General features: G+C 64.6%; 17 protein-coding genes. 13 read left to right on the forward strand and 4 right to left on the reverse strand.

From position 1 onward, the window contains the following. Positions 1-49 precede the first annotated feature (49 nt). Positions 50-1,369, forward strand: coding sequence for a DEAD/DEAH box helicase (locus ACMGF5_RS12075; RefSeq protein WP_012312590.1), 1,320 nt, complete (start codon positions 50-52; stop codon positions 1,367-1,369). Between the two features lie 89 nt (positions 1,370-1,458). On the opposite strand, the gene ACMGF5_RS12080 is transcribed toward ACMGF5_RS12075, so the two are convergent. Together ACMGF5_RS12080 and ACMGF5_RS12085 are read right to left on the reverse strand one after the other, a co-directional pair. Further along, positions 1,459-2,700: a TIGR03862 family flavoprotein gene (locus tag ACMGF5_RS12080; protein ID WP_414157809.1), complete on the reverse strand. Its 1,242-nt coding sequence runs from the start codon at positions 2,698-2,700 to the stop codon at positions 1,459-1,461. A gap of 149 nt (positions 2,701-2,849) precedes the next feature. After that, complete coding sequence (locus tag ACMGF5_RS12085; RefSeq protein ID WP_174140973.1) at positions 2,850-3,764, reverse strand: histone deacetylase; 915 nt, start codon at positions 3,762-3,764, stop codon at positions 2,850-2,852. A 113-nt stretch (positions 3,765-3,877) separates the two neighbouring features. Here ACMGF5_RS12085 and ACMGF5_RS12090 point away from each other — a divergent pair, with 113 nt between their 5' ends. From ACMGF5_RS12090 to ACMGF5_RS12105, 4 genes are all read left to right on the forward strand, one after another. After that, a complete protein-coding gene (locus ACMGF5_RS12090; RefSeq protein ID WP_046785152.1) occupies positions 3,878-4,450 on the forward strand; it encodes a GNAT family N-acetyltransferase in 573 nt (190 codons plus the stop codon). A 91-nt stretch (positions 4,451-4,541) separates the two neighbouring features. Then, complete coding sequence (gene tesB / locus ACMGF5_RS12095; RefSeq protein WP_012312594.1) at positions 4,542-5,411, forward strand: acyl-CoA thioesterase II; 870 nt, start codon at positions 4,542-4,544, stop codon at positions 5,409-5,411. Next, on the forward strand, positions 5,408-5,998 hold the full coding sequence (locus ACMGF5_RS12100; protein ID WP_196997427.1) for an HAD family hydrolase: 591 nt from the start codon (positions 5,408-5,410) through the stop codon (positions 5,996-5,998). The genes tesB and ACMGF5_RS12100 overlap by 4 nt, the downstream gene beginning before the upstream one ends. A gap of 150 nt (positions 5,999-6,148) precedes the next feature. Continuing rightward, positions 6,149-7,159 (forward strand): zinc-dependent alcohol dehydrogenase family protein, encoded by a 1,011-nt coding sequence (locus tag ACMGF5_RS12105; protein WP_039603560.1) that lies wholly within the window; start codon positions 6,149-6,151, stop codon positions 7,157-7,159. 9 nt (positions 7,160-7,168) lie between these two features. Here ACMGF5_RS12105 and ACMGF5_RS12110 read toward each other — a convergent pair whose 3' ends face one another. After that, positions 7,169-7,867: a FadR/GntR family transcriptional regulator gene (locus tag ACMGF5_RS12110; protein WP_012312597.1), complete on the reverse strand. Its 699-nt coding sequence runs from the start codon at positions 7,865-7,867 to the stop codon at positions 7,169-7,171. A gap of 261 nt (positions 7,868-8,128) precedes the next feature. Between ACMGF5_RS12110 and ACMGF5_RS12115 the strand changes: the two genes are divergently transcribed. After that, complete coding sequence (locus ACMGF5_RS12115) at positions 8,129-9,481, forward strand: MFS transporter (RefSeq protein ID WP_046785155.1); 1,353 nt, start codon at positions 8,129-8,131, stop codon at positions 9,479-9,481. Positions 9,482-9,500: 19 nt separating this feature from the next. Continuing rightward, positions 9,501-10,856: a glucarate dehydratase gene (gudD, locus tag ACMGF5_RS12120; protein ID WP_119688218.1), complete on the forward strand. Its 1,356-nt coding sequence runs from the start codon at positions 9,501-9,503 to the stop codon at positions 10,854-10,856. 115 nt (positions 10,857-10,971) lie between these two features. Here the strand turns inward: gudD and ACMGF5_RS12125 are convergent, their stop codons facing one another. After that, entirely contained in the window at positions 10,972-11,859 is an 888-nt protein-coding gene (locus tag ACMGF5_RS12125; protein ID WP_414157810.1) for a LysR substrate-binding domain-containing protein, read from the reverse strand. A gap of 100 nt (positions 11,860-11,959) precedes the next feature. Here ACMGF5_RS12125 and ACMGF5_RS12130 point away from each other — a divergent pair, with 100 nt between their 5' ends. From ACMGF5_RS12130 to ACMGF5_RS12155, 6 genes are all read left to right on the forward strand, one after another. Continuing rightward, complete coding sequence (locus tag ACMGF5_RS12130) at positions 11,960-12,910, forward strand: 2-hydroxyacid dehydrogenase (RefSeq protein WP_119688220.1); 951 nt, start codon at positions 11,960-11,962, stop codon at positions 12,908-12,910. 165 nt (positions 12,911-13,075) lie between these two features. Continuing rightward, positions 13,076-14,419, forward strand: coding sequence for an MFS transporter (locus ACMGF5_RS12135; protein ID WP_119688221.1), 1,344 nt, complete (start codon positions 13,076-13,078; stop codon positions 14,417-14,419). A gap of 363 nt (positions 14,420-14,782) precedes the next feature. Next, positions 14,783-16,177 (forward strand): GABA permease, encoded by a 1,395-nt coding sequence (gene gabP / locus ACMGF5_RS12140; protein ID WP_119688222.1) that lies wholly within the window; start codon positions 14,783-14,785, stop codon positions 16,175-16,177. Between the two features lie 162 nt (positions 16,178-16,339). Continuing rightward, entirely contained in the window at positions 16,340-17,086 is a 747-nt protein-coding gene (locus ACMGF5_RS12145; RefSeq protein ID WP_231386316.1) for an efflux RND transporter periplasmic adaptor subunit, read from the forward strand. Further along, positions 17,083-18,402: an HlyD family efflux transporter periplasmic adaptor subunit gene (locus ACMGF5_RS12150; RefSeq protein ID WP_119688224.1), complete on the forward strand. Its 1,320-nt coding sequence runs from the start codon at positions 17,083-17,085 to the stop codon at positions 18,400-18,402. The genes ACMGF5_RS12145 and ACMGF5_RS12150 overlap by 4 nt, the downstream gene beginning before the upstream one ends. Next, positions 18,402-20,495: a biotin/lipoyl-binding protein gene (locus tag ACMGF5_RS12155; RefSeq protein ID WP_119688225.1), complete on the forward strand. Its 2,094-nt coding sequence runs from the start codon at positions 18,402-18,404 to the stop codon at positions 20,493-20,495. Before ACMGF5_RS12150 ends, ACMGF5_RS12155 begins: the two co-directional genes overlap by 1 nt. Positions 20,496-20,515 lie beyond the last annotated feature (20 nt).

A 20,515-nucleotide genomic window follows, 5' to 3' on the forward strand; every position in this document is an offset into this window, starting at 1 on the left:
GTGTTGCGGTAAACTTGCCGCCTTCGCTGAACCCCCTGACGGTATTGCCATGAATTTCGCCAAACTCGGCCTGATCGAACCGTTGCTGCGCACCCTGCAGCAGCTGGACTACACCACCCCGACCCCGGTCCAGGCCCAGGCCATCCCCGCCGTGCTGGCCGGCCGCGACCTGATGGCCGCGGCCCAGACCGGCACCGGCAAGACTGCCGGTTTTGCGCTGCCTGTGCTGCAGCGCCTGGCGCTGGAAGGGGAAAAGGTCGCCAGCAACTCGATCCGTGCCCTGGTGTTGGTACCGACCCGTGAATTGGCCGAGCAGGTGCACAACAACGTGCGCGAATACGCCGAAAACCTGCCGCTGAGCACGTACGCGGTGTATGGCGGGGTCAGCATCAACCCGCAAATGATGCGCCTGCGTCGTGGCGTCGACCTGCTGGTGGCTACCCCGGGGCGCTTGCTCGACCTGTTCCGCCAGAACGCGGTGAAGTTCAACCAGGTACAGACCCTGGTGCTCGACGAAGCCGACCGCATGCTCGACCTGGGTTTTGCCGAAGAGCTGCAGTCGGTATACGCGGCACTGCCGCGCAAGCGCCAGACGCTGCTGTTTTCCGCTACTTTCTCCGACCAGATCCGCATGCTGGCAGGGCTGGCGCTCAATGACCCGCTGAGCATCGAGGTCAGCCCGCGCAACGCGGCTGCCACCACGGTCAAGCAGTGGCTGGTGCCGGTGGACAAGAAGCGCAAGGTCGACCTGTTCTGCCACCTGCTGCGCAAGCAGCGCTGGAAGCAGGTACTGGTGTTTGCCAAGACTCGCAATGGCGTAGACCAGTTGGTGGAGCGGCTGCTGGGCGAGGGGGTGAACGCCGATGGCATTCACGGTGACCGCCCGCAAGCCACGCGCCAGCGCGCGCTGGACAGCTTCAAGGCCCGTGAGATCCAGGTACTGGTCGCCACCGACGTTGCCGCCCGCGGCCTGGACATCGACGACCTGCCGTTGGTGGTCAACCTCGACCTGCCGATCGTGGCCGAGGATTATGTGCACCGTATTGGTCGCACGGGCCGTGCCGGCAATAAAGGCGAGGCGATCTCGCTGGTGTGCGCCGATGAAGTGCAGCAGTTGGCAACGATCGAGACGCTGATTCGCCAGACCTTGCCGCGCCATGAAGAACCGGACTTCATCCCCGATCACCGGGTGCCGATGACCGATGCCAGTGGCCAGGTGATCAAGAAGCCGAAAAAGCCCAAGAAGCCGAAAGAGAACAGTGCCAAGCGCGGGCTGGGGCGCTGGATGGACAGTGGCGACGAGGCTCCGGTCAAGTCGGTGCGCAAAGTGCCCAGCTTCAATACCGGGCCCAAGAAGCGCAAGCCTTGAGGTTTTGGGGCTGCTTTGCAGCCCTTTCGCGACACAAGGCCGTTCCTACGGGCGGTCGCGAAAGGGTCGCAAAGCGGCCCCGCATCCTGTCACGCAGACCGCGCCAGCCATTGCGCCGCTGCCCGCCCGGCCCGCAACCCACTGGCAAAGCACGCCGTCAATAGATACCCCCCTGTCGGCGCCTCCCAGTCCAGCATCTCGCCGGCACAGAACACGCCAGGCATGCCCTTGAGCATCAACCCCTCATCCAGCCCCTCGAAGCGCACGCCACCGGCACTGCTGATCGCCTCGTCCAGCGGCCGGGTGCGTACCAGCGTGATCGGTAACGCTTTGATCGCTCGCGCCAGCGCGGCCATATCGGCAAACGTCGCCTGATCCGTCAGTTCACGCAGCAGTGCCGCCTTCGCCCCGTCGATGCCCAGTTGGCTGTGCAGGTGCTTGGCCATCGACCGCGAACCACGCGGCTTGGCCAGGGCCTGGGCAATCTTGTCCACAGGCTTGTCCGGCAGCAGGTCGAGCAGCAGCGTTGCCTGGCCGTCGCGGTTGATGGCCTCGCGCAACGGTGCAGACCAGGCATACACCAGGCTGCCCTCGACACCCTGGGCGGTAAGGATGAACTCACCTTTGCGCGTTGCCGTGCCTGGCATGCCCAGGGCGATGTTCTTCAGCGGCGCGCCGGCGAACTTGTCCTTGAGCAGCGCACTCCAGCCTGCGACTTCAAACCCGCAGTTGCTCGCTTGCAAGGGGGAGATATCCACAGCCCGTTCGGCCAGCACAGGTTGCCAGGCGCCGTCGGAGCCCAGCCTGGCCCAGCTGCCGCCACCCAAGGCCAACACAACAACATCAGCCTTTACCTGCAGTTCGCCCTGTGGATAAGCGATTTGCAAGGCGCCGTCGGCGTGCCAGCCCAGCCAGCGATGGCGGGTGTGGATAACCACGCCGCTGTCGCGCAGGCGTTTGAGCCAGGCGCGCAGCAATGGCGCGGCTTTCATGTCGGTCGGGAATACTCGGCCCGAAGTGCCCACGAAGGTATCGATGCCCAAGCCGTGTATCCACTGGCGCAGGGCATCGGCATCGAAGTCGCCCAGCAGCCGCTTTATCTCGCTTTCGCGTTCGGCATAGCGCGCCACGAACTGGGGATAGGGCTCGGAATGGGTAATGTTCATGCCGCCGACGCCCGCCAGCAGAAACTTGCGGCCCACCGACGGCATGGCGTCGAACACCTGCACTGCCAGGCCCGCCTGGGCCAGGGCTTCGGCGGCCATCAGGCCGGCGGGGCCGGCGCCGATGACGACAGCCAGGGGAGGGGATGCGGGGCGTAGATCGGACATGGTGGTCAGCAGGCTGTGGAAAAGACCGCGCATTCTAACGCAGCAGGGGCCATGCAAGCACTGAGCAAAAAATGATCAGTATGCTGCAGGGCACGGTGGTAAAGGGCTGTAGCGGCTTTCCAGCAGGTTATCCACAGGCGGTTCCACAGTCATTGTGAACAACTGATGACCTTCGCCGCGCTGTGGTGGAGGATGCCGTGGCGCCGCGCCAAGGCTTCCCTGTCCTTGCTGTAGCCGCCGCCGATCACGCCGACCACCGGGATATCCCGCCCCAGGCAGTGGCGCATGACATGCTCGTCGCGCGCAGCCAAGCCGGCATCGGTCAGTTGCAGGTAGCCGAGGGCATCGTCCTTATGTACGTCCACACCGGCGTCATACAGCACCAGGTCGGGTTGATACAGCGGCAACAGGTAGTTGAGCGCATCTTCCACCACTTTCAGGTAGGCGGCGTCACCCATGCCCCGCGGTAGCGGAATGTCCCAGTCGCTGTGGGCCTTGCGCGCCGGGAAGTTCTGTTCGCAGTGCAATGATACGGTGATGGCGTCCGGGGTGTCCTGCAGGATGCGCGCGGTGCCATCGCCCTGGTGCACGTCGCAATCGAAGATCAGCACCCGGTGCACCCGCCCGGCTTCAAGCAGGTAGCGGCTGATCACGGCCAGGTCGTTGAAGATGCAGAAACCGGCTGGGTGGTCAAAGTGGGCGTGGTGGGTACCGCCGGCCAGGTGGCAGGCCAGGCCGTGTTGCAGCGCCATTTCGGCAGCCAGCAACGAGCCGCCCACTGCCCGCACGGTGCGCCGCGCCAAGGCCTCGCTCCAGGGCAAGCCCAGGCGGCGCTGGTCCTCGCGCGACAGTTCGCCGTGCATATAGCGCTCGATGTAGTCGCGGTCGTGGGCCAGGGCGAGGATGTCGTTGGGGCAGATTTGCGGGCGCAGCAAAGCCTGGTCGGTGGTCAGCCCGCTCTCGACCAGGTGGTCGCGCAGCAGGCGGAACTTGTCCATGGGAAAACGATGCTCGGGTGGGAACTCCGGGCTGTAGTCATCGTGGTAGATCAGCGGCAACGGCATGGTGGGTTCGCAATCGGGGCCAGTGCTGATCTTGCCAGTTGTTGGGTTGTGGGTAAAAGTGCTGCGCCGCGCCTACGCTGAACCTGTAGCACGGCAAAACCGGAGCACGCCCCATGACCCCCATCCTTGAACTGGAAAGCGCCCGCCTGGTGTTACGCCAATGGCATGACGACGACCTGCGCGAGTTCGCCGCCATGAGCGCCGACCCGCAGGTGATGCGTTACTTTCCAGCCCCCATGACGCGGCTGGAGGCGGCGGCACTGATCGGCAGGATCCGCGGCCATTTCAACGAATACGGCTTCGGCCTGTGGGCCCTGGAACGCAAGGACAGCGGCGCCTTCATCGGCATGACCGGCCTGCTCAACGTCAACTTCGATGCGCCGTTCGCGCCGGCCGTGGAAATCGGCTGGCGCCTTGCCCGGCGGCACTGGGGCCTGGGCTTTGCCAGCGAGGCGGCGTGGACCTGCCTGCGTTGTGCTTTCGCCCAATTGCGCCTGGAGGAGGTGGTGTCGTTCACTACCGAGGCCAACCTGCCGTCGCAGAAGGTCATGCAGGCCATCGGCATGGAGCAGGACCTGCAAGGCAGTTTCGAGCACCCGCGCCTGCCCGCCGGGCACCCGCTGCGGCCCCACGTGCTGTACCGCATCGACCGGCCCCGCTGGGAGCAGACCTTGCGCGCTGAATGAGCGGTCATGCGCGGTGCCGATGACAAACCCTGTATCATTTGCCTTCATGAAAGCGCCGTAGAGCTGTGATGCCTTGCTAGGAGAACCCCCGATGAGTCATGTGTTGGACGACCTGGTCGACCTGTTGAGCCTCGAGTCGATCGAGGAGAACCTGTTCCGTGGGCGCAGCCAGGACCTGGGCTTCCGCCAGCTGTACGGTGGCCAGGTGCTGGGCCAGTCACTGTCGGCGGCCAGCCAGACGGTCGAAGACGCGCGCCATGTGCATTCGCTGCACGGCTACTTCCTGCGCCCGGGCGATGCCAGCCTGCCGGTGGTCTATTCGGTCGACCGTGTGCGCGATGGCGGCAGCTTCAGTACCCGGCGCGTGACGGCCATCCAGAAGGGCCAGACCATTTTCACTTGCAGTGCGTCGTTCCAGTACGACGAGGAAGGTTTCGAGCACCAGGCGCAGATGCCTGATGTGGTCGGGCCGGAGAACCTGCCGAGCGAGGTCGAACTGGCCCGCGCCATGGCCGACCACCTGCCTGAGCGCATTCGTGACAAGGTGCTGTGTGCCAAACCGATCGAGATACGCCCGGTCACCGAGCGTGACCCGTTCAACCCCAAGCCCGGCGACCCGGTGAAATACACCTGGTTCCGCGCCGACGGCACCCTGCCGGACGTGCCCGCGCTGCACAAGTACCTGCTGGCCTACGCCTCGGACTTCGGCCTGCTGACCACCTCGCTGTTGCCCCATGGCAAATCGGTGTGGCAGCGCGACATGCAGATCGCCAGCCTCGACCACTCGTTGTGGTTCCACGGCAACCTGCGCGCCGATGAGTGGCTGCTGTACGCCACCGACAGCCCATGGGCCGGCAATGCCCGTGGTTTCTGCCGGGGCAGTATCTACAACCGTGCGGGGCAGCTGGTGGCGTCGTCTTCGCAGGAAGGCTTGATCCGTCATCGCAAGGACTGGGCATGAGCCTGGCCGAAATCCGCAACTGGGTGTTCGACATGGACGGCACCCTCACCGTGGCAGTGCATGATTTTGCCGCCATTCGTGAGGCACTGGAGATTCCGCCCGAGGACGACATCCTCACCCACCTGGCGGCATTGCCTGCGGCGCAAGCGGCCGCCAAGCACGCGTGGCTGCTGGAGCACGAGCGCGACCTGGCGGTTGCCTCGACTGCTGCTACCGGTGCCGTTGAGCTGGTGCGGGAGCTGGCCGGGCGTGGCTGCCGGTTGGGCATCCTTACCCGCAATGCACGTGAGCTGGCGCATGTCACGCTGGAGGCGATCGGCCTGGCGGATTGCTTTGCCGTCGAGCACGTGCTCGGTCGTGACGAGGCGGCGCCCAAGCCCAACCCCGATGGCCTGCTGAAGATCGCCAGTGCCTGGGGTGTGGCGCCGAGCGAACTGGTGATGGTGGGTGACTACCGCTTCGACCTGGATTGCGGCCGAGCGGCCGGGGCGCGCACGGTGCTGGTAAACCTGCCGGATAACCCATGGCCGGAACTGGTGGACTGGCATGCGGTGGACTGCCGGGCTTTGCGGGCGTTGCTGGGCTGAGTTTTCGGTCGTCTGCGCTTGCCCTGCCGCCGGCAAGTTGATCACCGCTGCTCAAGGCTGCCCGAGCACCTGTGGGAGCCGGCTTGCCGGCGATAGGGCCGTTACTGTCTATGCTCACCCCCAGTCTTTTCCCCAAACGGAGAACCAGCCATGACCCATAAAGCCATCTACGTGCAACCCGGCGGCGGCTACGACAAGGTCGAAGTCGGCACCTGCGAGGCGGCTGCGCCCAAGCCCGGCGAGATCACCGTACGCCTGCACGCCAGCTCCCTCAACTACCACGACTTTGCCGTGGTCAGCGGCATGTGGGGGCCGAGCGAGCGGCGCATTCCCATGGCCGATGGCGCTGGCGAAGTGACCGCTGTCGGGGCGGGCGTCAGTGAGTTCAAGGTAGGCGACAGCGTGGTCAGCACCTTCTTCCCGGACTGGCTCGATGGCCAGGCACTGGTCGAAGGCTTCGCCAGCGTGCCGGGCGACGGCATCGACGGCTACGCCCGTGAACAGGTCACCGCCCGCGCCACCTCCTTCACGCTGGCACCCAAGGGCTACAGCCACGCCGAGGCCGCCACCCTGACGACCGCCGGCCTCACGGCCTGGCGTGCGCTGATGAGCGACGATCACCTCAAGCCCGGTGACACCGTACTGGTACAGGGCACTGGCGGCGTGTCGATCTTCGCCCTGCAGTTCGCCAAGCTGGCAGGCGCCACGGTAATCGCCACCTCGTCCAGCGATGCCAAGCTCGAACGCCTCAAGGCCCTGGGCGCCGACCACCTGATCAACTACAAGAGCACCCCGGCCTGGGGCGAGAAGGTGCGTGAGCTCACCGGCAACCGTGGCGTCGATCATGTGATCGAGGTAGGCGGGCCGGCGACGCTGGAGCAGTCGATGATTGCCGCACGGATCGGCGGCCATGTGTCATTGATCGGCATCCTTACCGGTGTCGCCGGGCAGTTGCCGCTGGTTCAGGCGCTGGTTCGGCAGATCCGTCTGCAGGGCGTGCTGGTGGGTAGCCGCGCGCAGCAGCAGGCGATGGTCCGGGCGATCGACGCCAACGGCTTGCTGCCTGTGGTGGACAAGCATTTTGAGCTGGAGCAGATCGTCGAAGCGTTCCGCTACCAGGAGAGCAACCGGCATTTCGGCAAGATCTGCCTGACCTGGTAGTCGCCGGTCTTAGTCCGGCAACAAGCGGTCCCGGCTGTTGGACAGATGCAGGCAGATCGCCGCCCGCGCCGCATCCGGGTCCTGCCGGCCAATGGCGTTGAGAATCGCCTCATGCTCCAGGTTGGCCAGGTAGGCATGCCGGGCCAGGTTGGCCCCGGCGCGTTCGGCGATGGCCATGCGGTTGCGAGGAATCAGGCCATTGCCCAGCTGCGCCATCATCTCGCTGAAGTACAGGTTGCCGGTGGCCTCGGCGATCAGCAGGTGAAAGCGGCGGTCCGCTTCGATGCAACTGTCACCGGCCGCGGCGAGGTCCTGATAATCGTCCAGCGCCTGGCGCATGCGTGCCAGGTGTTGTTCGTTGCGGCGCACGGCGGCGAGGGCGGCTGCCTGGCCCTCGAGGCCGATGCGCAGTTCCAGCAGGTCGCGCACGCTTGCGGCATTCTCCACTCCCACCCGTAACCCGGCCTGCGCCGGGCGCGCCATCACGAACGTACCAATTCCGTGGCGCGGTTCTACCAGGCCGGAGGCCTGCAGTTTCGAAAGGGCTTCACGCACCACGGTGCGGCTGACACCGTGCTCGCGCACCAGGGTGTTTTCCGACGGCAGTTTGTCGCCCGGCTTGATGGTGCCCAGCAGGATTTGCTGGGTCAGGCTGGAGACCAGGTCGTGGGCACGGCTGTGGCCTGTTTTGCGGGGCTGCTGGGGCATGGGCCGCTCCGGTTGGCGAGTTATCTTGTACGACAAGTTAGCCGATAAAAATATTTTCTGCCTGTTTTTTCGCGGCGCTGGGTAACCTGAAAAGTGATCTTAGGAACGTTATCGCCGCTTTTATACGATCTATAAGCTTGTATTTTGTGTTTTTAACGACAATCGCCATCTTGTCGTACAACTTCGCCGCGCATATGCTCTGCCCACTGTCATGTCAGACCACCTCGACCCGCACAAAAACAATTAGTGGGAGATACACAAGTGAACGACACCCTCGATCCGTCTGCCCGTAACGGCGGCGACGTGCTGGCCAGCGCCGTGGCCAAGGTCAAGCGCCACGTCCTGCCGCTGTTCGTGATCATGTTCATCGTCAACTACCTCGACCGCGTCAACATCGGCTTCGTCCGGCCACACCTGGAAAGCGACCTGGGCATCAGCGCTGCGGCCTATGGCTTTGGTGCCGGGTTGTTCTTCATCGGCTATGCGCTGTTCGAAGTGCCCTCGAACATGCTGTTGCAGCGCGTCGGCGCCCGCCTGTGGCTGACCCGCATCATGTTCACCTGGGGGCTGGTGGCCACGGCCATGGCCTTCGTGCAGAACGAAACCCAGTTCTACGTGCTGCGCTTTTTGCTCGGTGTTGCCGAGGCCGGCTTCTTCCCTGGGGTGATCTACTACTTCACCCGCTGGCTGCCAGGTGCCGAACGCGGCAAGGCGATTGCCATCTTCCTCAGCGGCTCGGCGCTGGCTTCGCTGATCTCCGGCCCACTGGCCGGCGCGCTGATGCAGATCCAGGGCCTGGGCATGCATGGCTGGCAGTGGATGTTGTTCATCGAGGGCATGGCCTCGGTCACGCTGTGCTTCTTCGTGTTCTTCTGGCTCGACTCCAAACCGCACGACGCCAAGTGGCTGAGCAAGGCCGAGCAGGACGCGTTGGTCGATACCATCGACCGCGAGCAACGTGAGCGCGAAGCCACCGGCGCCGTCAAGGTATCGTCCTGGAGCCTGCTCAAGGACCGCCAGATCGTGCTGTTCTGCCTGATCTACTTCTGCATCCAGCTGACCATCTACGCCGCGACATTCTGGTTGCCCAGCATCATCAAACGCATGGGTGACCTGAGCGACCTGCAGGTCGGCTTCTTCAACTCCATCCCGTGGCTGATCTCGATTCTGGCCATGTATGCCTTCGCCGCTGGCTCCTCACGCTGGAAGTTCCAGCAGGCCTGGGTGGCTGCTGCCCTGGTGATCGCGGCCATCGGCATGTTCATGTCGACCACGGGCGGGCCGGTGTTCGCCTTTGTCGCGGTGTGCTTTGCCGCCATCGGTTTCAAGTCGGCTTCGTCACTGTTCTGGCCGATCCCCCAAGGCTATCTGGACGCGCGTATCGCTGCGGCGGTGATCGCCCTGATCAACTCGGTGGGCAACCTGGGCGGCTTCGTCGCGCCCACCACCTTCGGCCTGCTCGAGCAGCAGACCGGGTCGATCCAGGGTGGCCTGTACGGCCTGGCCGTGACCTCGGTGCTGGCGGCCATTGCGGTGTTCTTCGTGCGCACTCGCCCAAAGGGCGTCCCCTCCAATGACCTCAAGGCCCCTTCGGCCTTGGGCCAGACCCACTGATGACTGCGAGACAACAACCATGAACATGCAGACGACTCCCGCACTCCACACCAGCACCCCCGTGGTCACCGACCTGCGCGTGATCCCGGTAGCCGGCCATGACAGCATGCTGCTCAACCTCAGTGGCGCCCATGGCCCGTTCTTCACCCGTAACGTTGTGGTGCTGCGTGACAGCGCCGGCAACACGGGCCTGGGCGAAGTGCCCGGCGGCGAGAAGATCCGCCAGACCCTGGAAGATGCCCGCAGCCTGGTGGTCGGCCAGCCGATCGGTCACTACCAGCGTGTGCTCAATGCCATGCGCCAGACCTTCGCCAACCGCGATGCCGGCGGGCGTGGCCTGCAGACCTTCGACCTGCGCATTACCGTGCATGCGGTGACGGCCATCGAATCGGCGCTGCTGGACTTGCTCGGCCAGCACCTCAATGTGCCCATGGCCGCGCTGCTCGGTGAAGGCCAGCAGCGCGACGCGGTGAAAATGCTCGGCTACCTGTTCTATATCGGTGACCGCCAGCAGACTGACCTGGCTTACCGCAATGAGGCCGACGCCGATGATGACTGGTTCCGCCTGCGTCACGAGAAGGCACTGACCCCTGAGGCCGTGGTGCGCCTGGCTGAAGCCGCCAAGCAGCGCTATGGCTTCAGCGACTTCAAGCTCAAGGGCGGCGTGCTGCGTGGCGAAGAGGAGATGGAGGCGGTGACGGCGCTGGCCGAGCGCTTCCCCGAAGCGCGTATCACGCTAGACCCCAATGGCGCCTGGTCATTGCAAGAGGCCATTGCCCTGTGCCGTGACAAGCACCACGTGCTGGCCTACGCCGAAGACCCGTGCGGTGCCGAAAACGGCTATTCGGGCCGTGAGGTGATGGCCGAGTTCCGCCGTGCCACCGGCTTGCCCACCGCCACCAACATGATCGCCACCGACTGGCGCCAGATGGGCCATGCGATCCAGTTGCAATCAGTGGACATCCCCTTGGCCGACCCACACTTCTGGACCTTGCAGGGCTCGGTACGGGTGGCGCAGATGTGCAACGACTGGGGCCTGACCTGGGGTTCGCATTCGAACAACCACTTCGATATTTCATTGGCGATGTTCACCCAGGTAGCTGCGGCGGCGCCGGGTGAGATCACGGCGATCGACACCCACTGGATCTGGCAGGACGGCCAGCGCCTTACCCGCGAGCCGCTGCGCATCGTCGACGGCCATGTGCATGTGCCAGAGCGCCCCGGGCTGGGGGTGGAGCTGGATGAAGACCAACTGGCCAAGGCCCATGAGTGCTACCGCAGCATGGGGCTGGGAGCGCGGGATGACGGTGTGGCGATGCAGTTCCTGATCCCCGGCTGGACGTTCGATAACAAGCGGCCTTGCCTGGTGCGTTGAAGCCCGGTGCCCTATCGCCGGCAAGCCGGCTCCCACTGGGTTTGCGCTGAGCTTGAGAGCAGCGGGGTACCTGTGGGAGTCGGCTTGCCGGCGATTGGGCTGCGCAGCAGCCCCCTCACCCCGCCTCAAAAAATGCCCGAGCCATCGCCACAAACGCGCCCAGCACTGGGTTCGGATTATCCCGGCAATACGCCAGAAAGATCTCCGCCTGCTGGTCCATCCCCATCAGTGGCTTGAACACCACCTGCTCCAGCCGCAGCGCCTGCGCCGATGCCGGCACCACCGCACAGCCCAGCCCGACATTCACCAACCCCAGAATCGAATGCGTCTGCCCCAGTTGGTGCAGATAACGCGGCTGCACCTCGTGGCGGGCAAACAGATTGGCGATGCGATCATGGAAGTAGCGCCCCTCGTTGGCGCTGTACATCACGAACGGCTGCTGATCGAAATCGGTCGGCTTGAGCCGCTCGCGCGCTGCCAGTGCATGCCCGTCGGGCAGGGCAGCGACGAAGGGCTCGCGGTGGATCGGCAGGTACTCCACGCGCGCGCTGGGCAGTACCTGGCGCACCAGACCGACATCGATCAGCCCAGCCTCCAGGTCATGCACCTGGGTTGCGGAGATGCGCTCGCTGAGCACCAGTTCGATGTCGGGTACGGTCTTGGCGGCGTGCACCAGCAGGCGCGGGATCATGCTGTAGGCCCCGACCGCTGTGAAGCCCAGCGTCAATCGGCCAGCCTCGCCATGGGCAATGCGCCGGGCCGACTGGCTGGCCGATTCGGCGATCTGCAGTATGCGCCGGGCATCTTCCAGAAAGCTCTGCCCGGCGAGTGTGAGCCGCGCCTGGCGGTTGTTGCGCTCGAGCAGCAGCACCCCCAACGAATGCTCCAACAGCTGGATCTGCCGGCTCAACGGCGGTTGGGTCATGTGCAGGCGGCTGGCGGCACGGCCGAAATGCAGCTCCTCGGCAACCGCTACGAAGCAGCGCAGCTGGTGCAGCTCCATGATTCAATTCCTGAATTATTCGATCCACTATCTATATTAGACCTGTATCGCATGCCGGCCTAGCATCGAGTCACACCTTTGAAGTTGCCGGATATCAACGATGAACAACGACAACACCGCAGCCGTCGAGCTGCTGCTGACCCAGCCGGTACCGGATGCCATCGATGCGCAACTGGTCAGTGCCTACCAGGTGCATCGGCTGTATCGACATGACAATCCTCAACAACTGCTCGATGAAGTCGGCCCTCGTATTCGTGGGGTGGTCACCGGTGGCGCCAAAGGCTTGGCCAATGCGCTGATGGATCAGCTGCCAGCGCTGCAGATCATCGCCATCAGTGGCATCGGCACCGACGCTGTCGACCTGCACCACGCGGCGAAGCGCGGCATACATGTCACCACGACCCCGGGGGTGCTCACCGATGACGTGGCCGATATGGCCATGGGGTTGATCATCAACACACTACGCCGCCTGGGCGAAGGTGAACGTCTGGTGCGTGATGGCTTGTGGGGCACGGTCAACCTGCCGTTGGCGCGCAAGGTCAGTGGTAGTGCGCTGGGCATCGTTGGCCTGGGGCAAGTCGGCAAGGCCATTGCCCGCCGCGCTGCCGCCTTCGACATGCACATTGCCTACAACGGCCGGCGCGAACAGCACGGCTGTGGCTACCGCTTCGTCGCTGACCTGGTCGAACTGGCGCGTTCTGTGGATGTGCTGGTGGTGGCGGCCTCGGCTGATGGCGGCAAGGTGCTGGTGAGCGCCGAGGTGCTCGACGCGCTGGGTCCGCAGGGCTACCTGATCAACGTGGCGCGCGGCAAGTTGGTGGATGAAGGCGCACTGGTCGAGGCCTTGCGCGAACGGCGCATTGCCGGTGCCGGGCTGGATGTGTTCGTCGATGAACCCCATGTGCCACCGGCTTTGTGTGACCTCAACCAGGTCAGCCTACAGCCGCACCGTGGCAGCGCCACCCTGCAGACCCGCCTGGAAATGGGGCAAATGGTGCTGGACAACCTCGCAGCCTGTTTCCGCGGCGAGGTGCCACCGAACTGCGCGTAACCCCATCGCCGGCAAGCCGGCTCCCACTGGGAGCCCACTGCTTTGCAGCCCGGTGATGTGCCTGTAGGCGCCGGCTTGCCGGCGATAGGGCCACTAGCGACACCACAAGGCCACACCTTCTCTGCACAAGAACAATCGCTTCCATCGAGAAGCAAGAGGGTACACATGAACAGCAAATCCGCCGTCGCCGCACCGCAGGCCGTCGCCGCAATCGGCCGCCATCGCTTCCTTGTCCTGGCGCTGATCTTTGTCATCACGGTCATCAACTATGCCGACCGCGCCACCCTGTCGATCACTGGCACCGAGGTACTCAACGACCTCGGCCTGGACCCGGTCATGCTCGGTATGATCTTCTCTGCCTTCGCCTGGGCCTACGCCCTCGGCCAGGTACCCGGCGGCTGGTTGCTGGACCGCTTCGGTGCACGCCGCGTGTATGGCATCAGCCTGATTCTCTGGTCGCTGTTCACCCTGCTGCAAGGCACAGTGGGCTGGCTGGGCCTGGCCGGTGTGTCGGCTGCGGTGGCGTTGTTCTCCATGCGTTTCATGCTCGGCCTGGTGGAGTCACCGGCATTCCCGGCCAACTCGCGCATCGTCAGTTGCTGGTTCCCCACCCGCGAGCGCGGTACCGCATCGGCGCTGTTCAACTCGGCGCAGTACATGGCAGTGGTGGTGTTCGCGCCGCTGATGGCGTGGATGACCCACACGATGAGCTGGGAGCAGGTATTCATCTGGATGGGCGTGCTCGGCCTGCTGCTGAGCGTGGTGTGGTTCCGCCTTTACCATGAGCCGCACAGCGCACCAGGGTTGAGCCGTGAAGAGTTCGACTACATGCGTGAAGGCGGAGCGCTGGTCGACCTGGAAAAAGAGCGCAAGACGGCCAAGAGCAAACCGACCCGCGCGGAGCTTGCGCAGCTGTTCACCAGCCGCAACCTGTGGGCGGTCTACCTGGGGCAGTACTGCATTACCGCGCTCACCTATTTCTTCATCACCTGGTTCCCGATCTACCTGATCAAGGGCCGTGGCATGACCATCATGGAGGCCGGCTGGGTGGCCGCGTTGCCGGCGATCTGCGGCTTTACCGGCGGTATCCTTGGGGGCTTCGTGTCCGACTGGCTGATCCGCCGTGGCGTGCACCCGTCCAGGGCGCGCAAGACGCCGTTCGTGATCGGCATGGCGTTGTCCACCACCTTGGTGCTGGCCAATTACGTGGATGGCAACGCGGCGGTAATTGCCCTGATGACCTTGGCATTCTTCGGCAAGGGCCTGGCAGCGGTGGGTTGGGCGGTGCTGTCGGATGTGGCACCGAAGAAAATGGTCGGCCTGTGCGGTGGCGTGTTCAACGGCATCGGCAACATTGCCGGCATCGTCACCCCGCTGGTGATCGGCTACGTAGTGGCCAGCACCGGCTCCTTCGACAACGCACTTTGGTTCGTAGCCGCCCACGGCGTGCTGGGGATCTTCGCTTACCTGTTGCTGGCCCGGCGCTTCGAACGGACGGGGCAGGCGTAGGCAGACGCCTGAGCAACAGAGGCCCCGGGTGACCGGGGCTTTTTTGTACCTGTTACGCATACCCAGATGAAAAACAAAACCCTCAAATGGCCATCAGGCGCGTCTGGACATGCCATCCACGACATCTGACGTTTATGGAAAAGCGCTGTCGTGATCGAACAGTTGCGAGGCGTTCTCGTGTAATTTCCTGCAGCCTCAGCCGGCTTAAATGAACCCCGAACCGCACTGACGCCCTGCTTTGTGACGCGCGCCAAAGATCAACAACAGCGCGCAAGCAAGGTGTCGACTCATTGAATCCAAAGGAGATATTTTCGCCTACGCCTGCCCGTCCTTCCTTGTGTCAGCAAAAAGAGAACAACATCAATGAACACCGTGGGAACTGATGGCAACCTTGCACAAGGTTTCAAGCCACGTCATGTAACGATGCTGTCCATCGCGGGCATCATCGGCGCCGGTCTTTTCGTCGGCTCCGGGCACGCCATCGCGGCAGCCGGGCCAGCCACCATTGTTTCTTACTTCGTGGCCGGGACCCTGGTGGTGCTGGTCATGCGCATGCTCGGCGAAATGGCCGTGGCGCACCCCGACACCGGTTCGTTCTCCACCTATGCCGACCAGGCCATCGGCCGCTGGGCCGGCTACACCATCGGCTGGCTGTACTGGTGGTTCTGGGTGTTGGTGATCCCGATCGAAGCACTGGCCGCCGGGCATGTGCTCAACGCCTGGTTCCCACAGGTGGACAGCTGGATCTTCGCCCTCGGTTCCGTACTGCTACTGGCGTGCACCAACCTGTTCAGCGTGGCCAAGTACGGTGAGTTCGAGTTCTGGTTCGCCATTCTCAAAGTCACGGCAATCCTTTGCTTCATCGGCTTGGGCTTTGCGGCCCTGATGGGCTGGTTGCCCAACCGCGAAGTCAGCGGGTTGAGCGGGTTGATGAGCGCCTACGGCGGCTTTGCGCCTAATGGCTGGTCTGCCGTGATCGGCGCGTTCATCACCGTGATGTTCAGCTTCATCGGCACAGAAGCGGTGACCATTGCCGCCTCCGAATCCAGCGACCCGTCGCGTAACATCGCCAAGGCCACGCGCTCTGTGATCTGGCGCATCAGTACCTTCTACATCCTGTCGATTTTCGTGATCATCTCGATCGTGCCGTGGAACGACCCGCAGCTTGCGGTGGTGGGTTCTTACCAGCGGGCGCTGGAAATCATGAACATCCCCAATGCCGCCTTCATGGTCGACCTGGTGGTGCTGGTGGCGGTGACCAGCTGCATGAACTCGTCGATCTATATCGCTTCGCGGATGATGTACTCCCTGGCCAAGCGTGGTGATGCACCGGCCTTCCTCAACAAGACCTCCAAGGTCGGCGTGCCACGCGCTGCCGTGTTCGGCAGCACCCTGATCGGCGCGGCCATCGCCATCCTCAACTACTTCGCACCCAAGGGTGTGTTCGAGTTCCTGCTGGCCAGCTCCGGCGCCATTGCGCTGCTGGTTTACATGGTCATCGCCATCTCCCAGCTGCGCATGCGCCGCCGCCTGGAGCGTGAAAACGCGGAACTGAAATTCCGCATGTGGCTGTTCCCTTGGCTGACCTGGGCGGTGATCATTTTCATTGGCGGGGCGCTGGCGGTGATGATGTACACGCCCGAGCACCGGGTGGAGGTGACCGCTACATTGAGCCTGGCGATCTTCATTTCCTTCCTTGGCATCGTCACCGCGCGCGGTCATGAACGACAGGCGGCGGGGGTGCGCTCGCTCGGTTGAGCGGCGGCGGTGATACCTCCATGGTGGCCGGGTTGATCGGCCACCATGGACCGTTCGGCGTGATGTATCCGTGCCATCACTTTTTTCGTACACTCCGGTCTCCTAGCTTGCAAGGGAGTGTGCAACATGTGTCGTGGGATTCGACTGGCCTTGGCCTTGAGTATGTTGCACCTGCCACTGGCGCTGGCCAATGAAGCATCAGGCGACCCGCTGCTGGACACGCCGAGCGTCGGCAATACGGGCGCCGAGCACAGCGCCCGTGGCGTGTTGCGCGCGCGTCACCAGGCAGTGCTGGCCAGTGAGCTGGCCGGGCGTATCGTCGAGATGCCTTATGCTGATGGCGAGGCCTTCAAGAAGGGCAGCACCCTGGCGCGCTTCGACTGCTCGGCCTACCAGGCCCAGCTCAATGCCGCTCAAGCGGCGGTGCGCGCAAGCCGCGAAGAGCTCAACCACAACCGTCAACTGGCCGCATTGAAATCGGTGGGGCAGTTCGAGGTATCGCTGGCTGAGGCCAAGCAAGCCCAGGCCCAGGCCGAAGCCCAGGTCTACCAAGTGCAGGTCAAGCGCTGTGTGGTCACCGCCCCGTTCGACGGGCGAGTGGTACAACGCCGTGCCCAGCCTCACGAAAGCGTCGCCAACGGCGCACCGCTGGTGGAGGTGGTGGACAATCGTTCGCTGGAAATCCAGCTGCTGGTGCCTTCGCGCTGGCTGGCCAGGCTCAAGCCTGGGCAAAGCTTTCAGTTCACCCCGGATGAAACCGGTCAGCCGCTGGGCGCCACGGTCAAGCGTGTGGGCGCGCGAATCGATGAAGGCAGCCAGACGCTGCTGCTGATCGGCGAACTGCCCGCAGACGCTCACGGTTTGCTGGCGGGCATGAGCGGTACGGCCAGCTTTGCGCAGCAGCCATGACCGCCGCTGCCCATGGTACGGCGGAGCGGGCCTTCGCCTTGTTTCTGGGGCTGCAGCGCCAGGCGCGCCAGGCCACCAGTACCGAGCAGCTGGCGTATGCCATGGTCAACGACGGCCAGGCGATGTTTGGTTTTCGCCATGCCGCGTTACTGATCGCCGGCAAGGTGCAGGCGCTGACAGGCATCAGCGTGGTGGAAGCCAATGCACCGTTCGTGGCCTTTGTCGAACGTGCCGTGGGCAAGTTGCAGGCAGCGGGTGTCGCAGGGCAAGCCGGCGAGGTCGAGCCAAGCGTGCTGGATGCCCAGACACTCGCCGACTGGCAGGCGTTGTCGGCTGGGCAAGCCTTTTGGTTGCCATTGCACGACCGCAAGGGTGAGGCCTTCGGCGGCTTGTGGCTGGCCCGCGAGCAGGCGTTCAACGCCGCCGAGCAGGCCTTGCTGGTGCAGTTGGGGGAAACTTATGCGCATGCCTGGCAGGCGCTGAACCCGGTGCGCCCTTGGCGCCTGCGCTGGCCGCGGCGGCGCTTGCTGGCGGTGCTGGCGGCCGCGCTGCTGTTGCTTTTGCTGCCGGTGCGCCAGTCGGTGCTGGCGCCGGCCGAGGTGGTGCCGCGCGGTGGCTGGGTGGTGGCGGCGCCGCTGGACGGGGTGGTGGCCGAGTTCCTGGTCAAACCCAACCAGCGTGTGACAGCGGGGGATTTGCTGGTGCGCTTTGATGCCACCGCCCTCAAGGCCCAGGCCGATGTCGCCGCACGCACCTTGGGCGTGGCGGAGGCCGAACTCAAGGTCAGTGCCCAGCGCGCCTTTACCGATGCCGACTCTAGCGCGCGCCTGGACTTGCTGGCCGCACGCGTCGAACAGAAACGCGCCGAACTCGACTATGCACACCAGTTGCTGGCGCGCAGCGAGATCCGCGCCGAACGTGACGGCATCGCTGTGTTCGCCGATGCCGAGCGCTGGACTGGCAAACCGGTGCAGACCGGCGAGCGGCTGATGCAACTGGCCGACCCAGTGCAGGCCGAACTGCGCCTAGAGTTGCCGGTGGGCGATGCCATCGCCCTGCAGCCGGGGGCCGAGGTGGCGCTGTTCCTTGACAGTGACCCACTGCATCGGCACGTGGCGCAGCTTGAACGTGCTGCCTACGAGGCGCAAACCACCGCCGCCGGGCAGCTTGCCTACCGGCTGGATGCGACCTTCGTCGAGGCCTCACCACGCATTGGCCTGCGCGGTACGGCGAAGCTGTACGGCGAACGCGCGCCATTGGCCTATTACCTGCTGCGCCGGCCTCTGGCGGCCCTGCGCCAAGGGCTGGGCCTGTAATGTTGCCGGCGCTGCGTGCGGACCTGCAGCTCTCGCCAGCGGCACCGGCGTTGGACGGTGCCCCGCAATGGACCTTGGCCGACCCGTTGCGCGGCCGTTATTTCAAGCTCGGCGCGGCAGCGGTGCGTTTGCTCCGCCACTGGCCGCTGGGTGAGCCGCAACGGGTGCTGGCAGCTGCCAATGCCGAGCCGGGCCTGCCCCTGGATACTCAGGCGGTGGAGGACCTATTGGCGTTTCTCGGCCACCACGACCTGCTCAGCGCCAACGATCCCAAGCAGCGCCAGAGCTATGCCGTGAAGGCCGCCGCCAGCCAACAGGGGCTGTGGCACAAAGCGTTGCACCAGTACCTGTTCTTCCGCATCCCGCTGTGGCGCCCGGATGCCTTCCTCAACCGTACCTGGCCGCTGCTCGAGCGCCATGGTGGCTGGCTGCTGCGCGTTGGCCTGCCGGCGCTGCTGGTGCTTGGCCTGTTTCTGGTGATTCGTGACTGGTCGCGCTTCATCGCCACGTTCCCGCACCTGTTCAGCCTCGGCGGCATGCTCGCCTTTGGCCTGGCCCTGGCTTTCGCCAAGCTATGCCACGAGTTCGGCCATGCCTACATGGCCAAGCGCGCGGGCTGTCGTGTGCAGAGCATGGGGCTGGCGTTCATGGTACTGCTGCCGATGTTCTACACCGATGTCAGCGATGCCTGGCGCGTCAGCGACCGGCGCTCCCGGCTGCTGATAGATGCAGGTGGCGTATTCGCCGAGCTGGTACTGGCGGTGTTGGCACTGCTGGCCTGGTCGCTGCTGCCCGATGGGCCGCTACGCACCGCAGCGTTCATGCTGGCCAGTGCCACGTGGATCACTACCTTGCTGGTCAACCTCAACCCGTTCATGCGCTTTGACGGGTACTTTCTGGTCAGTGACCTGTTAGGCGTGGAAAACCTGCAGCAACGCGCGTTTGCCCTGTGCCGGTGGCGCTTGCGCGAGGCGTTGTTCGGCTATGGCGAGACGATGCCCGAGCCGTGGCCACCGGTAATGCGCCAGCGCCTGTTGATATGGGGCTATGGCGCCTGGGTCTGGCGTGCGCTGTTGTTCTTTGGTATCGCCCTGGCGGTGTATCACCTGTTCTTCAAGGTGCTGGGCATCTTCCTCATGCTGGTGGAACTGGTGTGGTTCATCGGCTTGCCGGTATGCAAGGAGCTGCAGCAGTGGTGGCTGCGCCGTGACCAGGCCCAGCCGCGCAAGGCGCTGGGGCTTGGCCTGGGGTTGATGCTGCTGCTGGCGCTGCTGGCCGTGCCTTGGCGCGGTGCAGTGGAGGTGCCGGCGATGCTCGAGGCGTCGCGGGTGAGTGCCTTGCATGCACCTGTGGCGGCGCGAGTGAAGCAGTTGCAGGTGCACGATGGCCAGACGGTCGCTCAGGGGCAGTTGCTGCTGGAGCTGGAATCGCCGGACCTGGATTCGCGCCTGAAGATCGTGCGCCGCGAAATAGAAATTCTGCAGTTGCTGTTACGCCGTCAGTCCGGGCGCAGCGCTACCGCCAGCGATGCCGGGGTGCTCGAGCAGCAACTGGCCGAGGCAGTGGCCGAGTACCGTGGCCTTGCCGCGCAGCGTGAACGCTTGCAATTGCGCGCGCCGGGTGCGGGAGTGTGGCGCGACATGCCCAGGGACCTGCAGGCGGGGCAGTGGGTCAATACAGGCCAGGCCCTGGGGCGGGTCGTCGAACCGGGGGTGCGCCTGCGTGGTTACTTGGGCGAGGCCGATTTGTGGCGCGTGGCGGCTGGCAGTGAAGGGCGCTTCATTGCCGATGACCCGGCGCGGGCGGCGTTGCCCGTGCGCGTGGAGCAGGTGGATGCTACCGGGGTTGCCGCGCTGGAACTGCAGGCGCTGGCGTCTGACCGGCATGGCCCGGTGGCCGTACGCCGCGATGGCCAACAGCGGGCCCAGCCGCTGCAGGCGCAGTACGGGGTGCGCCTGAGCCCGCTGACGGATGTGGCTGACGTGGCCCAGCCGTTGCGTGGGGTGGTGGTGCTCGAGGGTGCCCGCGAATCGCTGCTGGGCGCTGCCTGGCGCCGGTTGGCGGCCTTGGGCGTGCGTGAGAGTGGTTTCTAGTGCGAATTCACTGCAAGGAG

The organism is Pseudomonas sp. BNK-15, from assembly GCF_047456105.1.
GTDB lineage: Bacteria > Pseudomonadota > Gammaproteobacteria > Pseudomonadales > Pseudomonadaceae > Aquipseudomonas > Aquipseudomonas putida_E.

Coding starts and splice junctions, on each gene's coding strand:
- ACMGF5_RS12075 (WP_012312590.1), top strand. CDS start 50: ATGAATTTCGCCAAACTCGGCCTGATCGAACCGTTGCTGCGCACCCTG.
- ACMGF5_RS12090 (WP_046785152.1), top strand. CDS start 3,878: ATGACCCCCATCCTTGAACTGGAAAGCGCCCGCCTGGTGTTACGCCAA.
- ACMGF5_RS12100 (WP_196997427.1), top strand. CDS start 5,408: ATGAGCCTGGCCGAAATCCGCAACTGGGTGTTCGACATGGACGGCACC.
- ACMGF5_RS12110 (WP_012312597.1), bottom strand. CDS start 7,867: ATGCCCCAGCAGCCCCGCAAAACAGGCCACAGCCGTGCCCACGACCTG.
- ACMGF5_RS12105 (WP_039603560.1), top strand. CDS start 6,149: ATGACCCATAAAGCCATCTACGTGCAACCCGGCGGCGGCTACGACAAG.
- ACMGF5_RS12125 (WP_414157810.1), bottom strand. CDS start 11,859: ATGGAGCTGCACCAGCTGCGCTGCTTCGTAGCGGTTGCCGAGGAGCTG.
- gabP (WP_119688222.1), top strand. CDS start 14,783: ATGAACACCGTGGGAACTGATGGCAACCTTGCACAAGGTTTCAAGCCA.
- gudD (WP_119688218.1), top strand. CDS start 9,501: ATGAACATGCAGACGACTCCCGCACTCCACACCAGCACCCCCGTGGTC.
- tesB (WP_012312594.1), top strand. CDS start 4,542: ATGAGTCATGTGTTGGACGACCTGGTCGACCTGTTGAGCCTCGAGTCG.
- ACMGF5_RS12085 (WP_174140973.1), bottom strand. CDS start 3,764: ATGCCGTTGCCGCTGATCTACCACGATGACTACAGCCCGGAGTTCCCA.
- ACMGF5_RS12145 (WP_231386316.1), top strand. CDS start 16,340: ATGTTGCACCTGCCACTGGCGCTGGCCAATGAAGCATCAGGCGACCCG.
- ACMGF5_RS12150 (WP_119688224.1), top strand. CDS start 17,083: ATGACCGCCGCTGCCCATGGTACGGCGGAGCGGGCCTTCGCCTTGTTT.
- ACMGF5_RS12130 (WP_119688220.1), top strand. CDS start 11,960: ATGAACAACGACAACACCGCAGCCGTCGAGCTGCTGCTGACCCAGCCG.
- ACMGF5_RS12155 (WP_119688225.1), top strand. CDS start 18,402: ATGTTGCCGGCGCTGCGTGCGGACCTGCAGCTCTCGCCAGCGGCACCG.
- ACMGF5_RS12135 (WP_119688221.1), top strand. CDS start 13,076: ATGAACAGCAAATCCGCCGTCGCCGCACCGCAGGCCGTCGCCGCAATC.
- ACMGF5_RS12080 (WP_414157809.1), bottom strand. CDS start 2,700: ATGTCCGATCTACGCCCCGCATCCCCTCCCCTGGCTGTCGTCATCGGC.